An 18,673-nucleotide genomic window follows, 5' to 3' on the forward strand; every position below is an offset into this window, starting at 1 on the left:
CCTTACTGAGCAGACAAGATTTAATTTGCATTTTAACAAAGCCGACGCAGCGCTAACGAAACCATTTCCTCTATTTTCGATGATAAAACTTTCCTTAAAAATCACTTTCAATGCCTTATCAATTGCATTCGTAATGTTTGCCTTAGCTGGTTTGCAAAGTTGTCATTCTCCCCAAAAATCGGTTTCAAGATCGGGTAAAAATCCGAATGCTCGAGAGCAGGATTTTATGTATCAATATTCGATCATTGATGCATTAATGGCGGGCGTTTTTGATGGAGATCTGACTATCGGAAAACTGAAAGCGAAAGGAGATTTCGGTGTAGGGACATTCAATAAAGTGGATGGTGAGTTGATTATGCATAAAGGTCGGGTTTACAAAATGAGCTCGGACGGCAGTGTGAAAGAAGCGCCTGACGCGGACAGCACGTCGGCTGCTTTTGTCAAGTTTTTCAAAAGCGATACGGTGATTTATTTTAAAGAGCCGAATTTGACTTATGAAAAAATTCAGGAGCTTTTGGTCAATAAATTGAATGAAAACAGCATTTATGCAATTAAAATAACCGGCACATTTTCAAGCATGACAACCCGTGCTGCAAGCCCGGCAAAGCCGCCATACAAGACATTAACCGCACATCTTGGCGAAAATCAGAAGCTTTTCAATTACACGAACACAACCGGAACGTGCGTTGGATTCCTGCTCCCGCCTTATCTTGCCCGGACCAATGTTCCAGGTTTTCATTTGCATTATCTTTCGGGTGATTTAAAGGCTGGCGGTCATATCTTTAAGTTCAGTACAAATGCTGTCGCCGTTGAAATTGATTTTACGAAAGGGTTTACCATTGAAAATAACACCAATGCGGAATTTCGGAATGTAAACCTCAAACCCGACCGCGGTGCCGAACTAAAAAAAATCGAGTAAATTCAACTTTTGCCGCGACGTAGATTCTCGATAATCATGTATTTTTTCTCAAAAAACATATTCATCTTCGCCCTGATCCTCCTGGGTTGCGGCTCCGCAAATGGACAGGTCACCTATTACGCTGATATTCTGGGACACGGTTTCAGACAAGCAACCATTGTGCAACCGTCTGACTATGAAGGAAGTGTAACTTGCACGATCATTAAGAAGCAAACGCCTGAAAAAAGCAACAAAGCCGTTCTTTATGTGCATGGTTTCAATGACTATTTCTTTCAGGAAGAAATGGCCGAGCGATACATTAAAGAAGGTTACAACTTTTACGCCGTCGACTTACGCAAATATGGACGGTCGTTTCTCGCCAATCAGAAATTCAATAATGTCCGCGACCTCTCGGAATATTTCGCCGACATTGACACGGTTCTGCACATTATGAAAAGTGAAGGTTCGGACAAGATCCTCCTGAGCGGACATTCTCTTGGCGGATTGACCGTTTCCCTTTACGCCGCCGCTCGCAATGGCAATGAGCTGTTTGAGGCCATCTTGCTGAACAGTCCTATGTTCGATTTGAATGCGTCGGGCTTGAAAAAAACTGCGCTTCCGGTGATTGTCAAACGAGCAGAAAAACATCCGGAAACGGCCATAAGCGCAGGAATAAGCGAATTATACGGCGAAAGCTTGCATAAGGACGCGTATGGAGAATGGAGTTATAATCTCGGTTGGAAGCCGCACATTGTCCCGCCGGTCAATTTCGGTTGGATCCGTGCCGTTCATCTCGGCCAATCGAAATTGTCGCAAGGTTTGCAAATTGACAAGCCTGTTCTCGTTCTGCATGCTGTCAAATCCATTGACGAAAAAAAATGGAGCGACACATTCTTCACCGGCGACGCCGTGCTGAACGTTCAGGAAATCGCTCGCCAGGCACAAAATATTGTTGGCCAATATAGCATTCAAGCCATTCCAGGCGGGATGCACGACTTGATCCTTTCCAGAAAACCCGTCCGCGAGGAAGTTTATACAACGATTTTCGACTGGGCCAAACGCAACGTGAAGTAACGATAGCGCGAAGGTCCGATAGCGCGAAGGTCCCACCTTCGTGCTGATTATTTTAAGGCCTCCGGCCGAAAGTGTAAAAAAGATTCTCACTCCCACGGCCAGAGGCCTCACAATATTAGGCACGAAGGTGGGACCTTCGCGCCAGCGCTTGTGGGAGGTTTGTCACAGCGTCCAAAATCATTACGTGACGTAATTTAAGCTTCTGCGTCTAAATCAGAAACGTAAAATTATGTCTGAAAAATACAAGTTCTTTAAAGGAGGATTGTTCTTCGTTACCATGACGACTGTTGGCTGGATCGACGTCTTCACCAGACCGCTCTACGCGGATGAAATCATCAAAAACCTTAATTACTGCATTGATCATAAGGGACTTGAAGTGTATGAGTTCGTCATTATGACCAATCACGTTCACATGATCTGCTCTGCAAAAAACGGCAATGTTGGAGCGATCATCCGTGATTTCAAAAGCTTCTCTGCCAAGGAAATGATTCGGCTGATTCAGGAGAATCCGAAAGAAAGCCGCAAAGAATGGATGCTTTATCTTTTCCGCTATTTTGCCAAAGGCAAGGGTGGAAGATGCGAGTTTCAGTTTTGGCAACACTCAAATCATCCCATAAACCTAATTTCTAACAATTGGATTAATCAACGTGCAAGATATATTTGGAACAACCCGGTAAAGGCTGGCATCGTGGAAGAGCCGCAACATTACATTTACAGCAGCGCCAATAAAGAAACAAAACTAAAAATCTTATGTTAGTTGGCGCGAAGGTCCCACCTTCGTGCCTAATATTCTGAGGCCTCCGGCCGGAGAAGTAAAACTGCTTCATCGGCCAGAGGCCTGCAAATAATCGTCACGAAGGTGGGACCTTCGCGCCAACGCATCATTAAAATTGTTGATTTTCTATGGCGACCGAATTATGGAATTTTGAACTGTTGATTCAAATGCGATCAACAACTCGAAATTCCATATCATTTTATTAGCCATGAAAAATTTATTACGCTTTGTTGCCTGGCTTGCCTTTGCTTTCGTCTCCCTTCATTGCCATGCACAAAGCACTTTTACATCTACGAATATGCAATGCCGTGAGCTTCGCATTGCCAACATTACATTCGATTCAAGCTCCGGGAATGTGTATCGCATCCCGCTGCGAAAGTATGGATTACGAAAGTGCAATTATGCTGTGATGGTGAAAGCCTCTCTCGATGGAGATCCGGCCAGTTACCACATTCCCGGCTCCTTGCCCAATGGGGACTCATTCAGTTTCAAAATAAAATCTGGTGGAAAAAGACATGGCGATACGCTGATGATCATTCGCCGCAGTGGCAATGAGCGCGTGCAGTTTTCCAAGATTAGCATTCTCGCCTTCCGTGGACTGGATGTCGGGGCGTTTGTGAGAAATGACAAGGCTTTCCGTAAGTTTTTTTTGGCAACTTATGTGCCTTCGTATCACAGCGGGCTGTTTCGGCCTTAATTACAATGTGGCAACTTTTGAATTGAATGCATATATTGCTGGCCTGAATTACAATATTTATTCAAAACTTTGACCGCAATGCAAACAAGTGACTTGAAAATCCTCTTCTTCGATATCGGTGGTGTGCTGCTAAGCAATGGCTGGGGGCATGAATCACGGATTTTGGCGGCCGAGAAGTTCGGACTGGATTACAAGGAAATGGACCAGCTCCACAACTTTATTTTCAACGTCTATGAAATCGGCAGCGTCAATCTTGATCAATATCTTGATACGGTCATCTTCAACCATCCCAGGGATTTCGTGCGTGAAGATTTTAAGGAATTCATGTATGCACAATCCGTCGAGCTTCCCGAAATGCTTGCATGGCTGAAAGAATGGAAGAAGGATTGCGGATTTCGAATCATTTCGATCAATAACGAGGGTAAGGAATTGAACGATTATCGTGTCCAAAAATTCAAGCTTCACACGTGTTTTGATGCTTTCATCTCATCATGCGAAGTCAAAATGCGCAAGCCAGACCCGCGTATCTTCGAGCTGGCCATGGGCATTGCACAAGCAACTCCAAGCCAATGTGTTTACTTTGACGACCGCATTATGTTTGCCAATATGGCGAAAAAGCTCGGTTTGCGAGCCTTTCACCATACAGGATTTGAATCTACAAAAGCAATTCTGGAAAATCTGAAAAAAGAACGATTCGATCCGGTTTCACCGAATTAGAACGTCTTGTCATCTGCCGAGGGCCCGTAAACGGAGGGAACCGCAATGTCGTTAAGACGCATGTAAACGGTTAATTGCCCTCGGTGATGCACCCAATGGTTAATGGTAGAGCCAATTGCCGCTATCATTGGCTGAGCATATAAAAGCTGCCCACCATTTTTAAGCTGGAAGTCGCGATTGAAATCTTCTTCCGAAGCGTTCTGCAGTGCTTCTTTCGCGCGTTGGATATTTTCGTCAAAGTGTTTGACTAGGGCAGCTGTCTCCCTGGTCTGAAAATGCTCAAACGTCACAAAATCAATAACGCCGTCTTCAACCATTTTCGCAACCCAAAGCGGGATCTCTGCAACAAGAAATGTCAGATAACCCATTTCCATTGATTTGGGATGCGGCTTGAAATCATAGACCGATTCCGGGATTCGCTCGATGCACTTTCTGGTCGCAGTATACTCAGCGTCAATCTCCTCAATGTATGACGCAGCAAAAGATTTGTTGTCCATAGCTGAATATTTTTTACATTAAATTAAAAAAATAATGCCTGCTACGCCCAGGTTTCAACAATCGACTCCACAATTACAGCAGGCAAAACCCAACGATTTGAAGGAATTCACAGACATAAGACAGCTGTACACACCCATCCAGCCGACGGTGAAGCAATCCGCTTACAACGTCACTTACGTTGAGTTTTCGCCCAATCTACTGCTTCAAGATTACATTTATTGCTACTGGCAACTGCAGACTTCACAGACTTTAAGCGAACCATTCCATTACCGTGTCGTTGCCGACGGATGCATTGACATTTATTTTGAACTAACCGATCCTGCTGACAGCTATGTGATGGGTTTCTGTAAAAAATATACCGAATTCCCTCTTACCGATGCATTTAATTACGTGGGCGTCCGATTTTTACCCACCATGTTTCCACAGATTTTCCGGACAGACGCTGCCGAGTTGAGTAACCGTTACGAACAGCTAGAATCCGTTGTTCCTGAAATTGCAAGATTTATTTCCTCTCATTTCCACGATCAACTTTCTGGGTTGGAAATCACGGCTTTATTGGACAGTTACTTTACTACAATTCTTTCCAAAACCGTGTTTAATCATGACAATCGGTTTTATGGGGCGTTGTCAATCATCCTCAAAAACTATGGCCTGATCAATGTTGAAACAGACCTTAACACTGGCATTAGCCCGCGACAGTTAAGGAGACTTTTCACCTACTACATTGGCGATACGGCAAAGACTTTCAGCAAAGTCGTGCGCTTCCAAAACATCCTGAGAGCGAAACCTTCACAGCAAAGTTTGCGTGAGAACAAGCTGTTCTTCGACGGTTACTACGATCAGGCACATTTTATCAAAGAATTCAAAAACTTCTATGGCGTCACGCCGGGGCGAGCTTTTGGTAGGTAGTTTGTCCGATTTTTACAATGTTTGCCTTTCCAATTCTCAGATCTTCGTAGCGTATTATTCACCTAAATCCCTGGGCAAATGAAACGCTTACTCATCTTGATCGCTGCTTGCAGTTTTGTAACAAATGCTTTTTCTCAAATAAATTCAAACCTTAAAAACACAAAGAAAATGAGACTTAACGCAGGAATAATCACATCTAAATTGGCTGAAACAAAAGCTTTTAATACCAAAATGCTGGGTTTTGGCGTCACATTCGAAAACGAGTTTTATCTGTTGCTTCATACGCCGGGAAAAGAAAGCGAGATCAGCTTCCTCCTGCCGGAACACCCTTCCCAACAGCCCCTTTTTCACAAGCAATTCCAGGGACAGGGCATGTATTTAACCATTGAAGTAGACAATGTTGATCAGGTTTACAAAGATTTGAAAAGCAAAGGTGCAGACATTAAGATTGCGCTGCGGGACGAACCTTGGGGCGACCGGCATTTCGCGATTGCCGATCCCAATGGCATAGGGATCGATATTGTCAAATATTCACCCAGTCAAGAGAAATAGCATTTGCCTATCTCAATGCATCAGAGATCATCGCTTCAACTTCGCCGCGCGCGATGGCATATCAACCGCTTGTAGGATCTTATTTTTCAGGAAATATGGATAATCGGGATGCTCTTGGAGAAATTTCGTGGCAATGTTGGTCACTTCGCTAGTTGAATGTCCCGAAAAAGTAGTGTTTGTCCAGCGCGTAGGAAAGAAAATGTCGCCCGTTAATTGGATTTCTTGCAAAAGATCAAGCGACGGACGCAAATATTTGACGGCGCTCTTGGCTCTTAAAGGATGATGCAAATTGGCCAGACCGTCGAGCACCCAAGCTTCCTTTTCCCGGTTTCCCGGCTTTTTTAAGGATTCAAAAAATGCGTCGCGCTTCGCCTCGTCCTGACTTATTGATGGAATTACAAACTGCATTCTAGCCTTGCGATCGGGGTTTTTAGTGCTATCCATTTGTGTTTGCAAAATCGCATCCACATCGCCAGATGCTCTGAGCGCTAGCTCGTATGCGAGTGAAATTTTGTCTTCTTCGGACAAAGCCAAATCCTTAATGACCAGTTTTCCATTCCAAAGCGATTCCATTTTACCATAAGCATCCGCGCTCAACGCCACACGCTTGAATGTTCGGAAATACGACTTCTTAATTCCTTTATCCGCTGTCCGGTTAAGCAGATCCCAGGTCACTTTTTCCACTTCCGACTGGTATTTGCTCCGGCTCTCATCACTTAAAAAAGTCCACCATAAGCTTTGCAGCCTTCCGAGCAAATAATCCGTCAGCAAAGGATCTTTTTCCTTCGGCAATGCACTAAGCACCTGAGCTAACAGTGTGTCCGGTGCAGGCCCGTCACCGCGTAGAAATCCTTCCCAAATATTGACCAGCATTGAACCGCGAAACACTGGCTTGGATAAAATCGCATGTCCAAATTCATTATAAGTTTCAAAGAATGAGGCCTTACTCACACTGTCCATTTGAAAATAGCCGTAGCCTGTCCCGTCTGGATTAGGGAAATAAAATTGCTCGTTTTTTCGCTCAATGGCCGCGAAATGGACGGGCTGCTGCCATGTTCGGCTTGAAACAGAATCCGGGTTTTGAGTCAATCTGTTTACATCAGAATCGTTGTAATGATAGACTGGCATATCCGGGGTTTTGACCCAAACCTTGCTCCAATCTGCAATGTCTAGCGGGGTTTTCTTGTCAATAATCTGGATCAGATCGTCCCATCTTGCATTGCTGTAAGCGTATTTTTTCAAATATTCCTGCAAGCTTTCCTGCATTAATTTCACCCCGATTTTACGTTCCAGCTGCCGCATAACAATGGGTGCTTTCATGTAAATGATGGCTCCGTACAAAGTTCCGGCGTTTTTCAAATTGCCCAGTTCCTGCAAAATCGGATTTGTCCCGGCGGTCCGGTCAACATCGTATGCATTGGGATAATGTGCCAGGAGGAAGCGCAGTTCGTGATTAATCTCCGGAAAGCTCGGGTGGACGATCTTGGCAGCCATGAAATTGGCAAAAACTTCTTTGAGCCACACATCATTGAACCAATCCATCGTCACCAGATCGCCAAACCACATGTGGGCCGACTCATGCGCAATCACGCTTGCACGGGCCATGCGCTCGTTCACAGACGCATTTTCGTCCAGAAAAAGCGATGATTCATTGTAAAAAATAGAGCCCGGATGCTCCATGCCACCATATTGAAACGACGGGATAAGGGCAAAATCAAACTTTTCAAAAGGATAAGGAATGCCGCTATATTCTTCCAGCCAGGAAAGCGATTTGGCGTGCAACCGGAAAATCTCGTCCTTGTTTCGACCAACCTTTGCCGAATCGGTTTCCCGATAATACATTGTCATCGGCCGGCCATTCAATGTTTTTTGCGTTTTGAAGAATTTGCCAGCTGCAAAAGCAAATAAATATGAACTAATGGGTTTGGTTTCCGCAAACTGAAAAACGGATTTCCCACTGCGCATTGTTTTCGATTTCAAACTGCCATTGGAAACGGCCTCCCAATGCTCGGGAACGCTTAATGTGAGTGCGTAAGTTGCTTTGAGATTCGGCTGATCGAAAAGTGGGAAACATGTCGAGGCGCGGTCCGGGACGAAGAGCGTGTATAAATATTCGTCACTCCGGTTAAGCGAAAGATCGCCGGCAATAAAGCCGATTGTCAGCGTATTCCTTCCTTTTTTGAGCGCTTCGGGTTCAATGATAATGTGCTGATTTGCAACCTCAAACTCGATTTCCTCCCCTTCCGACTGGATGGAAATAATGTGCGTGCTGTCCGAATTGAAATCCAAAACCAGCGCAGAATCGGGAGCGTTGAGGTTAAACGAAACGGTCTCTATGCCCTTAATCGCCTCACTTTTTTGACCAGGAATGTCAAGCTGAATGTTGTAACGAATGCTGTCGATCGTCTTTTTACGCCTTTCATTTAGTTTGAAACTGACACCTTTTTCAGGAGTCTCGGATTCTCGTTGAACGCAACCAAACTGTATCAAAACCATCAGCAAAAAGGCAATCCAGCAAAAAATTTTCATAAGTGAGTTATCAGTATAGGTCAAAAATAGCACTTAGCGCCTTAATTTTACGCCAATGCCTGCTTGTTACGTATCGTAACATTGATTATTTTTATCCATATTAACTGTACACACCTGTGAATGAAATTGATTTGCGAATGCGACTCGCCGCGTTAAGACAGTATTTGCGAGATAACCAGGACACATTATCCAATGATGAAATAGACCAGATTTTGGATGTGATTTCTAAAATGATGGAAGTGCTCTCAGTTCTGGATAAAAGATCGGATAAGTTTTAGAATTTAAATCACGAAAAACGATATGGAAACAATAGTAAAATCGAAGTCGGACGAATTGAAAACGCTCTTGTCTGAGAGCCGGGAAGCTCTTGAAGAGGCGAAGAATTATCTTTCGAAGGATGGAAAAAGATATGAACTACATGATTGGGTTACCATCGCCGAATATTGCAAAAGGTTTAACATTCCCAACACGCAAACAGTAAGCAATTGGATTAAGCGCGGGATCATCACGGAAGAAAATACGGTTGTAATCGAAGAATACAACAACATTCGATTGATCAAGGCAATTCCTTACCAGGATCATCACTGATTTTATTTATAATTCGCTCTGCATAACCGGTTCTCCATGCCAAAATTTATACGTCTCGCCTTCCTTTTCATTTATCTTTTTTCCAGTTCAACCAGCGCCCAGAAGTTGGGGAATCTTACGGTTGAGAAAATTATGCGTGATCCTAAGGTTTGGATCGGAACTTCGCCTAGTGACATTGCGTGGTCGGAAGATAGCAAGACGATTTATTTCAATTGGAATCCGGATAAAAATCCGGGCGATTCGCTGTACAGATATGATCTTGCCTCGAAGAAAATTAGTAAAGTGCCACCGACCGAGCGCAGAGCATTGCCTGCAAAAAGTGATGTTTTTGACAAACAAAAAACACAACGCCTTTACGAAAAGAATGGAGACATTTTCTTGATCTCAACAAGAGATTTCAGAATCCGCCAGCTTACCAACACAGTCGAACGCGAGAGCAATCCCGCTTTCAGCGGCGATGAGCAAAAGGTGATTTTTACCCGTGGAATGAACCTTTTCAGCATTTCACTAGCCGACGGAATGCTAAGCCAACTCACTGATTTTAAAGCAAGAACAAAAAAATCGGATGCAAAACTGGATGGTCAGGAAAAGTTTTTAAAAGACGACCAGCTTTCCATGTTTGAGGTTTTGAAGGAAAGGAAAGAGAAAAAAGATGCGGGCAAAAAAATAACGGATGCAGACAAGACGGCTTATCCCAAAGAGATTTTCTTAGGAGAAAAGATTGTGTCCAACCAGCAAATTAGCCCCGATGGCGGTTTTGTAACATACAGACTGACGCAGGCAAATAAATCAGCAAAATCAACCATTGTCCCCAATTATGTGACGGAATCTGGTTTTACTGAGGACATCTCAGCCAGAACAAAAGTAGGCGCACCTGCTTCTGAATCAGAGTTTTGGGTTTACAATGTTAAAAAGGACACAACGCAAAAAGTCATCGTTAAGGACATTCCGGGCATTGGTGACAAGCCGGATTATTTAAAAGATTATCCCAAGCAAGATTCTGCCTGGAAAAACAAGCAACGTGATGTGGTTGTTAACGGCCCGGTTTGGTCCGAAAACGGCAAAAATGCGGTCGTTGTTGTGCGATCAATGGATGGCAAGGATCGCTGGATCATGGCTCTTGATCCTGAAACACTAACATTGAAATTGCTTGACCGCCAGCGTGATGAGGCCTGGATTGGCGGCCCGGGAATTGGCGGCTATCCGATGAGCTCGGGCGAAATTGGGTTTCTTGATGACAACACAATTTATTTTCAAAGTGAAGAAACCGGTTACTCACATGTTTACAGTCTGGACGTTACGAGCGGGACAAAAACGGCCCTAACATCCGGAAACTTTGAAGTCCAGAATGTGATTTTATCCAAAGACAAGAAATTTTTTTACCTCATTACCAACGAGATTCATCCCGGCGAACAGCATTTTTATCGAATGGCTGTAACAGGCGGCCAGCGAACGCGCATCACCAAACAAACCGGAGCAAATGAAGTCACGCTCTCACCAGACGAAACCAAACTTGCCATTCGATTTTCGCAAAGCAATGTGCCGTGGGAACTGTTTGTTATGGATAATCCTGCTGTTGCCAATGGAAAAATTGCTCAACCTGAACAGATTACACATTCCACAAGTCCGGAATTCCTGTCTTATCCCTGGCGAAAAGCAAAAGTTGTCACCATTAAGGCAACAGATGGTCAGAACATTTATGCCAGGGTTTACGAACCAAGAAAGTCCAATGGAAAAGCAGTAATTTTTGTTCACGGAGCGGGATATCTGCAAAATGCGCATCATTGGTGGAGCCAATATTTTAGGGAATATATGTTCAACAACATGCTCACAGACAAAGGTTACACCGTGCTGGATCTGGATTATCGTGCGAGCTCCGGCTATGGCCGGGATTGGCGGACTGGCATTTATCGCTTTATGGGTGGAAAAGACTTGACCGACAACACAGACGGCGCCAAATGGTTGGTCAAAAATTATGGCATCAATCCAAAAAAGATCGGCATTTACGGAGGTTCTTATGGCGGATTTATCACATTGATGGCGCTGTTTACAACGCCGGATGTGTTTACTGCGGGTGCAGCATTGCGGCCCGTAACAGACTGGGCGGCGTACAATCATCCTTATACAGCCAATATCTTGAATGAGCCTCAGTCAGACAGTCTCGCTTACCGCAAAAGTTCGCCGATTTATCACGCCGCCGGTCTCAAAAACAACTTGTTAATGTGCCACGGAATGGTGGATGTGAATGTACATTATCAAGACGTTGTGCGACTTTCGCAGCGCCTTATCGAATTGGGAAAAAGTAATTGGGAACTCGCCTCCTATCCGATGGAAGACCATGCATTTGCAGAAGCTTCTTCGTGGACGGACGAATACAAGCGAATTTTGAAGCTTTTTGACGAGAAACTTTAAGTAAGATGCTATGTAATTTCTGACAGCACGAATTGTGCTTAACGTATAAAAACATTCCGCTTTCCGAAAATCGGCGCAGCAATTAAGCGGCTGCGCTGACTTTTCTGACCAAAGAATAACCGCCGTAATTCTCCCAAAGATTTACGATCAGGTTTCTTTCTTTCAGATTGTGCAAACCGAAATCGATCAATATTTCACCTTCCTGAATGCGTCTTTGAAAATACGTAGCGTATTCATCCGACAACACGGTGCTTGCGATTGCACGCTGTCCGCCCTCGTCCAGCATTCCCGCTACTACAAGTGCCAGTCCCGGAATTGCCACAAACCTTCCGAACACTTCCAATGCATCCGAGATCCTGGAAACTTGCAGCCTTTTCGCTCCGCTGTATTTCAACTTGCGGCCGTTGTAAACATCATTTTCACTATAATGATAGAGCCTTTCGGACGTTTCCTCGGACATGATTAACGTAATCTCTTCCGGCTTGTAACCGAATTTAATCAAGGACTGATAAGCGTTTTCCGCATCTGCCCTTGTCGCAAATACACTGGTTACCGTGTTCATGCTTTTGTTTGGTGTCGTTTCCATCTTCTTTCGCCTCGTAATAATTCAATATGTACTTTGTTTAGTGATGCGATTATATCAATAACTGTTCCCTTTCCAAATCGACATACTTTATTCCGATAAGATCTATAATTGCAGAAGTCATTCATTTTTATAGCATTATACGTCAGATTTGCTGTGGTGCTTGTTCTACAAGATGACAAAATGAGTTGGGTAAAAGAGTATTTACAAAAACAGAAAGACTTATGTTGTTGTCACCTTAAACTCCTGATATGAACAGCATTTTTTCTAAAATAAGCACAATCCTTCCTGCGTCGGCGATGGTCGTGATGTGCGCAACCATTGTACAAGCCCAGGTCGGCGTAGGCACAAAGGCACCCGCAGGCGCGGAAGTTTTCATGGACGGCAGCAGAAAAATGCTGGACGAGAAATGGATCTATTGGGAAGGTCCCCGATTTGCTGCGAAGCCGCCTATCAAGTGGACAGTGGTGAACGATCCGGTGGATAAAGGGACAGTGATCAACTGCAATGACCCCGCATCAGCCGGCGGAAAATACGGTTCCGCCGACATCGTTACCAAAAAGCAGTTCAAAGATTTTCGTGCGCACGTCGAATTTTTTATAACCAAAGAGGGCGGAAACAGCGGTGTTTACTTACAGAATCGTTACGAGATTCAAGTGCTCGACGGCGACACAACGTCGCACGGAATGGCGGCTGTGATTAATGAATCGAAATCGCCTTATTTCGCATACAACGGCATTGGCAAATGGAATGCTTACGACATTCTGTTCCGTGCGGCACGATTCAAAGACGGGAAATTGGTTGAAAAACCTTTGGTAACGCTTTATTTCAATGGCAAAAAAGTGCATTCCAATCAAGCCATCAGTCAGGTTTGGGGAGGACCTAATTCCGGAATTGACGGCGGGAATGATGGCGGAAAGGGCATTACAGACACACCGGGCGGTTTGAAATTACAGTCGGAAGGTCACGACGTTTATTACCGAAATATCTGGATAAAGGAAGAGAAGCTGGATAAAGCAGATACCAATTTTTAAAATCAAAAGCCATAAAAAAGGCCTGTCTGGATTCGTTCAGACAGGCCTTTTCAATTACTAATGATTATTTCTTCTTGTAATCAATTTTGAAAATTGTGCCATTCAGGTCGTCTGTTACATACAGCGCGCCGTCCGGGCCTTGCGCCAGTCCGCATGGCCTGTGCTGGATCGGGCCGGTTGGCTTAACAAGATCAGTTCCTGCAAAATTGTCTGCAAAAATCTCCCATTTCCCCGCTTTGCCATTAACAAAAGGCACAAACGCAACCATATAGCCCTTTTTCAGCTCTGCCGACTGGCTGTGAAAAGCAATGAATGCGCCGTTTTTGTATCTGGCAGGAAACAAATTTCCTGTGTAAAACATAATCGAGTTCGGGCCGAGGTGAGCCGGAAATGCAACCAATGGATCGATTGCTTTCTCTCCCGACGTCTTTTTACCATCGCCGCCGTATTCTGGTGCAAGGATTTTTTTATTTTGAAAATGATCGTAGTAAATGTAAGGCCAACCCGCATCGTCGCCCTCCTTTAATTTATAAAGCGTTTCGGCCGGAAGCTCAGCGCTATGCTTCGGCGTATAATATTGAGGGTAGAAGTCGTCGAACTTCCCGCGGCCGTGAACCGTCGCGTACAATGCATTGGTTTTGTTGTCCCAATCAATGCCAACTGCGTTTTTCACACCCGTTGCAAAACGAACTCCGTCAGAGAAAGTCTGGCCTGCTTTATCTGCTTTAAACTTCCAGACGCCTCCCGCAGAATCCAGGATTGTGCACGGCGACATGCCTTTTCCCGAGCCGGTTTCGCGGCAATTGTCGCTATATGAACCCACCGTCACGTAAATGTTACCCTCATTATCGAGTGCAAGCGGCTTGGCATTATCCCGACCATGATCCGTTAAGCCTTCAATGATCTTCTCAGGTTTTTCAAAATCTATAACTTCCTCCTTATCATTAAGCTTGTATCTGAAAACACCCTTGTTGGAAGAGCTGAACAAATAGCCGTTCTTGATCGCAATGCCCGTTCCCGGATAATCTCCAAAAAGTGTTTTCGACTCGATTTCACCATCACCATTGGCATCTTTAATGTGGTAAATTCCCTTTCCGTCTTTCAGTTTCGAGAGCTTCACATACATATCGCCGTTCTTCCCGATCACTATATGCCGCGTTGCGCCGAGATCAGTCGCGAGAATTTTTGCAGAAAAGCCAGCAGGCAGTTTCAGTTCCGATGCTTCAATGGGTGATTTTTGGTGAACTGAAACGGATGGGTTGACAGGAGCATTCCGATATGCGAAGAGGCCAGTGGCTCCTGCAATCGCTAAAAATGTGCCTGTGATTTTTGTTAATTTTCGTTGCATGCAATAAGTTGTAAGGAGTTAAAAGAATAAAAGGTTAACGGCCGCGCCGAGTTAATTGGTTTGTATCCTAGAAAGCATTTCCATGAAAGCTTATTACTTGTCCGAATGCCTCAATTTTCCTTAAACAAATGTAAAATGGAATGATTTTTTTTGACATCTTTGAAACGTAAAAGGAAGGAAAGTCAACCCTTCAAACTACCAAACCAATAAATATCAAGGCTATGAATCCATTTGATGATGACGAAGATGACTTGTTTGACGAAGATTTGCCAGGAAACTATCCCGCGGAAGAAGACATTTTTCGTCAGGGCCTGATTGACAGCGACATTGATCCGGAGGACATTTCTAAGTTGAAAAGTGAAATAGAACTTGAATCCGACGATTGGAATGAGAAATCATTTGAAGACGATTTGATTGGCGATGATCTGGATGTTCCGGGTTCTGAGGATGACGACGCAGATGAAATGATTGGCAAAGAAGACGAAGAGAACAATTATTACAGCCTCGGCGGCGACAATCACGATAATCTGGAAGAAAACCAGGGAGATTAATCGTTTTACAACATATTTACAAGGGCTGGAAAAATGTTTCCGGCCTTTTTTTATGTGCTTTTCGGGCAAAGTGGATGATAAGTATGAATGATTGCCGGGTTGCTTTTTCCTAAAACCGATTTGAAAAATGGCTGCATTTACCCCCGAAGCTTTTAAAGAAGAACTCATCAACATTTTAAGTTATTGGGAAAAATACGGCCCTGATCCTGAAAAAGGCGGCTTTTATGGGCAAGTTAACTACGACAACCAGCCTGTCAAGGATTCGCCGCGCTCAGTCGTTTTAACAGGTCGCATCCTGTGGACTTACTCCCTGGCCCACCGGCTTTTAAAACAAGCCAATTATCTTACGCTTGCCGACAGGGCTTATCAGCAATTGGTCAAAAACTTTTTTGATCCTGAGCACGGCGGTGTTTACTGGTCTGTAAATGCTGACGGCTCTCCGCTGGAAACGAAAAAACAGATTTACGGCAATGCGTTTGCCATGTATGGTTTAAGCGAATATTATCGTGTCACGCACCATCAGCCTGCGTTGGACCAGGCAAAAGCACTTTTTGATGTGATCGAAAAACATGCATTTGACCCGATCAATGGCGGTTATCGTGAAGCTTTTGCGCGTGACTGGTCTAAAACCGACGACTATATTTTGAGCAAAAGTCCGTGGAATAAAAGCATGAACACGCATTTGCATTTGGTGGAAGCTTACACAAATTTGTACAGCGTGTGGCCGGATAAAAAGCTGAGAAAGCAAACTGCGGACATGCTGGAAGCCATTGTGACACGCATTGTAAACCCTGAAACCAACACAATGCGGTTGTTTTTCGACGAGCAATGGAAGCCAAAAGACAACATTATTTCCTACGGTCATGACATTGAAGCATCATGGCTTTTGTTTGAAACGGCCGAGATTCTGCATGATGAAGAACTGATTGCAAAGTTGAAAAAAGTGTCGATTGCAATGGCCAATGCTGCAAGCAAAGGCCTGGCCGCTGACGGTGCGCTCAATTATGAATACGACCCGGCAACCAAACATTTGCAAACAGACAGAGCCTGGTGGGTCGCCGCCGAGCAGATGGTTGGCTTTTACAACGCATATCAACTGACAAAGGAAGAGCAGTTTGAGGTCAAAGCAGCGCGAAGCTGGGATTATGTGGTCGATAAGTTTGTGGACCATGAAAAAGGCGAATGGCATGGGACGGTCAAAGCGGACGGCACGCCGGTGAAAGGCGATAAGATCAACTTCTGGAAATGTCCATATCACAATGCCCGCGCTTGCGCAGAAATGTTACGACGCGTCTCAAAAGCTTGACATTGAATTAATTAAGGAACATTTCATCAACAAGGAGCAGTGCTTTGTTGCCTTTGTTTTTGTGCCAATCGGGCATCTTACTCAATGGCTTAGCAACAATTTTCAAATAAGAAACATTTTGTGGCTTGAATGATCCCTGGACCGTTTTCAAGCTCGGCTTGTCACCCTTTGAAGGCATAGGCGCATTAATTTTTCCCAGTAATTTCAAATTTGACGCATCGTCTCCGCCCCAGATCTCAACCGACTCCGGCGGAAAAATTCCCGTGTCTTCCTCCACCATATAGTGGATTCCCAACGAAGAAATAGTCACCGGTTTTTTAAATTCCGACACAAACGCCATTTCGTTATCTTTTGCGCCAGCCCAATTGTTCGCCCAGGCAGGATTGTTGGCACCGATTGCACCAAGTTTATGATCAAAGAATGTCTTAGCGCCCTCTGCCTGATGGACCCGGTTTAAGGGTTTGAGCAGGTTGACGCTGTCCGGCTTGTAAGCGCTTTTGAAAAATTCGAATATCGCCAAATCGCTGCCAAACCAGCCATTTTTAAATGCACGCGCCTTGATTATGCCGCTTTTGGTTACGATCATTTTATCGAAAAGCGGTGAATGAATGCTGTCGGGTTCGGTGCCGTCCGTTGTATAACGGATGTCAACATTCTTGATCGGATGGCGCAATTCCAATGCAAGCGACTCGGCAAAGATCGTTGAGTTGTTCTTCACCTGGGGTGGATTGAGTTTGAGCGGATTTTTGCCATCATCCTTAAAGCCACCGATGATTTGCACGTTCTTATTTTCCTTTTGCAGGTTTTCGACATCAGCTGCTGTGAGTTTTGTATCCCAGACAGCCACCGTTTTGAGCGGTTTCAAATCAGGCAATAACGCTTTAAGATCGTTGAAACCGACATTTGTGCCCGATAATGTAAGGCTTTCCAAATGCTTTAAGGAAGCAAGTGATTTCAAACCATTGGCGGTTACGTCAGTAAAGTTGAGATCCAGTTTTCGCAGGTTCTCGAATTGCGCAACACTGCTCAAATCAGCGTCTTTAACAGGCATTTTGTTCAAATTAAGTGAGATAACCTGCTGCTTAATTTTACTCAGTTCATCCAGCTGCTTCACATCATAAGTGGCGCTGTTGTAAATGTTAACCGCCAATGCCGGCGACTCCCTTGCTAAGGGTAAAATAGTCCGGTAATCGGTGTTGAGCTTGGCAATGGTTTCTTCGTCGGCATGCGGAAATTCATATTCGATTTCCTTCTTAATTGGCTGTAAATAAGCAACGGCAAGCAAACGTAGCGAGTCATTTGGGGCTAATGCTGTTAATTTTTGTTTGAATTCGGCGTGTTCTTTTACCCAAAGCCTAAGCAGAGAAATTTCCTGCATAGTGAGCTGCGCCTTGCCCTTTGGCGGCATATGCTTTTTGTCCTCCATCGGCAAATGGAGCCGTTTCAACAACAAACTAATCGCCGGATTGCCCGCAACGAACAACTTCCCCGACTTCCCTCCTTTCAGCAACGCTGCTGCGTCTTCCAGATTAAGCTGGCCTTTCAGCTTGTCCGGGTTATGGCAGCTTGTGCATTTTTGCTCCAAAATCGGCTGGATCACATTGCTAAAAACAACGGCTTGGTCCAATGGAACAGCTGCAACAATTTTTTGATTATCAATGGGTTCCCAGATAAAATTACTGCCATGCGTTAATGCGGCGCCATAATGCCCCGTCATCACCAATGCAATCACGGTCACAAATGCGCCCGCTTTCGCAATTGGAGCTTTATACCAACCCGAATTTCGAATAAAATAAATGATTGAAGCAATGAAGAAAATACCGGCTCCTGTCCACTTGTGATAGGCGAGAATGTCGCCCGAATAACCGTCTTCTCTCGACAAAAACAGACCCATAACCACTGTAACGGCAGCAAATAACGCGCCGACCAGAAGCAGGTTTTGCAGGAAATTTTTATAAAACAGATTGGTTGCATATTCAGGTTTGAAGCGAAAAAACTCAAAAAGCATTGCGATAAGCAAGATTACAATCGGGAAATGGAGGATCAGCGGATGCATGCGACCGACGGTCTGTAACCAGGCTGGAATGACCAGTTTGCTTTCGAAGATCAGTAAAAATAAAATGAAGATATTAGCGGCAACCAATAACTGTTCTGCAAAAACCCTGAATCTCAAATGCATTAAAAATAGCTGATAAAGTTTAA

18 protein-coding genes are annotated in these 18,673 nt (G+C 44.4%); 13 read left to right on the forward strand and 5 right to left on the reverse strand.

What is annotated here, in order from left to right; genetic code table 11:
- Positions 1 to 133 precede the first annotated feature (133 nt).
- From budA to LZG73_RS11050, 5 genes are all read left to right on the forward strand, one after another.
- On the forward strand, positions 134 to 919 hold the full coding sequence (gene budA / locus LZG73_RS11030) for an acetolactate decarboxylase (protein ID WP_233848806.1): 786 nt from the start codon (positions 134 to 136) through the stop codon (positions 917 to 919).
- Positions 920 to 955: 36 nt separating this feature from the next.
- The gene (locus tag LZG73_RS11035; RefSeq protein WP_233848807.1) at positions 956 to 1,972 is read left to right on the forward strand and encodes an alpha/beta hydrolase; all 1,017 of its coding nucleotides are present in this window, start codon (positions 956 to 958) and stop codon (positions 1,970 to 1,972) included.
- A 229-nt stretch (positions 1,973 to 2,201) separates the two neighbouring features.
- The gene (locus LZG73_RS11040) at positions 2,202 to 2,729 is read left to right on the forward strand and encodes an REP-associated tyrosine transposase (RefSeq protein ID WP_233848808.1); all 528 of its coding nucleotides are present in this window, start codon (positions 2,202 to 2,204) and stop codon (positions 2,727 to 2,729) included.
- Positions 2,730 to 2,955: 226 nt separating this feature from the next.
- Entirely contained in the window at positions 2,956 to 3,444 is a 489-nt protein-coding gene (locus tag LZG73_RS11045) for a hypothetical protein (RefSeq protein ID WP_233848809.1), read from the forward strand.
- Between the two features lie 78 nt (positions 3,445 to 3,522).
- Positions 3,523 to 4,161 (forward strand): HAD family hydrolase, encoded by a 639-nt coding sequence (locus tag LZG73_RS11050; RefSeq protein ID WP_233848810.1) that lies wholly within the window; start codon positions 3,523 to 3,525, stop codon positions 4,159 to 4,161.
- Here LZG73_RS11050 and LZG73_RS11055 read toward each other — a convergent pair.
- Entirely contained in the window at positions 4,158 to 4,658 is a 501-nt protein-coding gene (locus tag LZG73_RS11055) for a DinB family protein (protein ID WP_233848813.1), read from the reverse strand. The genes LZG73_RS11050 and LZG73_RS11055 overlap by 4 nt on opposite strands.
- A 34-nt stretch (positions 4,659 to 4,692) precedes the next feature.
- On the opposite strand from LZG73_RS11055, the gene LZG73_RS11060 reads away from it, so the two are divergent.
- On the forward strand, positions 4,693 to 5,568 hold the full coding sequence (locus LZG73_RS11060; RefSeq protein WP_233848814.1) for a helix-turn-helix domain-containing protein: 876 nt from the start codon (positions 4,693 to 4,695) through the stop codon (positions 5,566 to 5,568).
- Between the two features lie 168 nt (positions 5,569 to 5,736).
- The gene (locus LZG73_RS11065) at positions 5,737 to 6,120 is read left to right on the forward strand and encodes a VOC family protein (RefSeq protein WP_233848822.1); all 384 of its coding nucleotides are present in this window, start codon (positions 5,737 to 5,739) and stop codon (positions 6,118 to 6,120) included.
- Positions 6,121 to 6,147: 27 nt separating this feature from the next.
- Here the strand turns inward: LZG73_RS11065 and LZG73_RS11070 are convergent, their stop codons facing one another.
- Positions 6,148 to 8,649, reverse strand: a complete 2,502-nt coding sequence (locus tag LZG73_RS11070; RefSeq protein WP_233848823.1) for a M1 family aminopeptidase — start codon at positions 8,647 to 8,649, stop codon at positions 6,148 to 6,150.
- Positions 8,650 to 8,765: 116 nt separating this feature from the next.
- Between LZG73_RS11070 and LZG73_RS11075 the strand changes: the two genes are divergently transcribed.
- The 3 genes from LZG73_RS11075 to LZG73_RS11085 are packed head-to-tail and all read left to right on the forward strand — an operon-like array spanning position 8,766 to position 11,649.
- Positions 8,766 to 8,927 (forward strand): hypothetical protein, encoded by a 162-nt coding sequence (locus LZG73_RS11075; protein ID WP_233848824.1) that lies wholly within the window; start codon positions 8,766 to 8,768, stop codon positions 8,925 to 8,927.
- A gap of 22 nt (positions 8,928 to 8,949) precedes the next feature.
- Entirely contained in the window at positions 8,950 to 9,237 is a 288-nt protein-coding gene (locus LZG73_RS11080) for a hypothetical protein (protein ID WP_233848825.1), read from the forward strand.
- A gap of 36 nt (positions 9,238 to 9,273) precedes the next feature.
- Entirely contained in the window at positions 9,274 to 11,649 is a 2,376-nt protein-coding gene (locus LZG73_RS11085) for a prolyl oligopeptidase family serine peptidase (protein ID WP_233848828.1), read from the forward strand.
- An 82-nt stretch (positions 11,650 to 11,731) separates the two neighbouring features.
- On the opposite strand, the gene LZG73_RS11090 is transcribed toward LZG73_RS11085, so the two are convergent.
- On the reverse strand, positions 11,732 to 12,235 hold the full coding sequence (locus LZG73_RS11090; protein ID WP_233848829.1) for a C13 family peptidase: 504 nt from the start codon (positions 12,233 to 12,235) through the stop codon (positions 11,732 to 11,734).
- 248 nt (positions 12,236 to 12,483) lie between these two features.
- Here LZG73_RS11090 and LZG73_RS11095 point away from each other — a divergent pair, with 248 nt between their 5' ends.
- Positions 12,484 to 13,266 (forward strand): DUF1080 domain-containing protein, encoded by a 783-nt coding sequence (locus tag LZG73_RS11095; RefSeq protein ID WP_233848830.1) that lies wholly within the window; start codon positions 12,484 to 12,486, stop codon positions 13,264 to 13,266.
- 64 nt (positions 13,267 to 13,330) lie between these two features.
- Here the strand turns inward: LZG73_RS11095 and LZG73_RS11100 are convergent, their stop codons facing one another.
- The gene (locus LZG73_RS11100) at positions 13,331 to 14,614 is read right to left on the reverse strand and encodes a sorbosone dehydrogenase family protein (RefSeq protein ID WP_233848836.1); all 1,284 of its coding nucleotides are present in this window, start codon (positions 14,612 to 14,614) and stop codon (positions 13,331 to 13,333) included.
- A 221-nt stretch (positions 14,615 to 14,835) separates the two neighbouring features.
- Here LZG73_RS11100 and LZG73_RS11105 point away from each other — a divergent pair, with 221 nt between their 5' ends.
- Both LZG73_RS11105 and LZG73_RS11110 read left to right on the forward strand, forming a co-directional pair.
- On the forward strand, positions 14,836 to 15,165 hold the full coding sequence (locus LZG73_RS11105) for a hypothetical protein (protein WP_233848837.1): 330 nt from the start codon (positions 14,836 to 14,838) through the stop codon (positions 15,163 to 15,165).
- A gap of 127 nt (positions 15,166 to 15,292) precedes the next feature.
- Positions 15,293 to 16,471 carry an AGE family epimerase/isomerase gene (locus tag LZG73_RS11110; protein ID WP_233848838.1) on the forward strand — a complete coding sequence of 393 codons (1,179 nt, stop codon included), beginning with the start codon at positions 15,293 to 15,295 and terminating at the stop codon, positions 16,469 to 16,471.
- Between the two features lie 7 nt (positions 16,472 to 16,478).
- On the opposite strand, the gene LZG73_RS11115 is transcribed toward LZG73_RS11110, so the two are convergent.
- Positions 16,479 to 18,650, reverse strand: coding sequence for a c-type cytochrome domain-containing protein (locus tag LZG73_RS11115; protein WP_233848839.1), 2,172 nt, complete (start codon positions 18,648 to 18,650; stop codon positions 16,479 to 16,481).
- Positions 18,651 to 18,673 lie beyond the last annotated feature (23 nt).

The organism is Dyadobacter sp. CY326 (assembly GCF_021390515.1).
In the GTDB taxonomy this organism is placed as follows: domain Bacteria; phylum Bacteroidota; class Bacteroidia; order Cytophagales; family Spirosomataceae; genus Dyadobacter.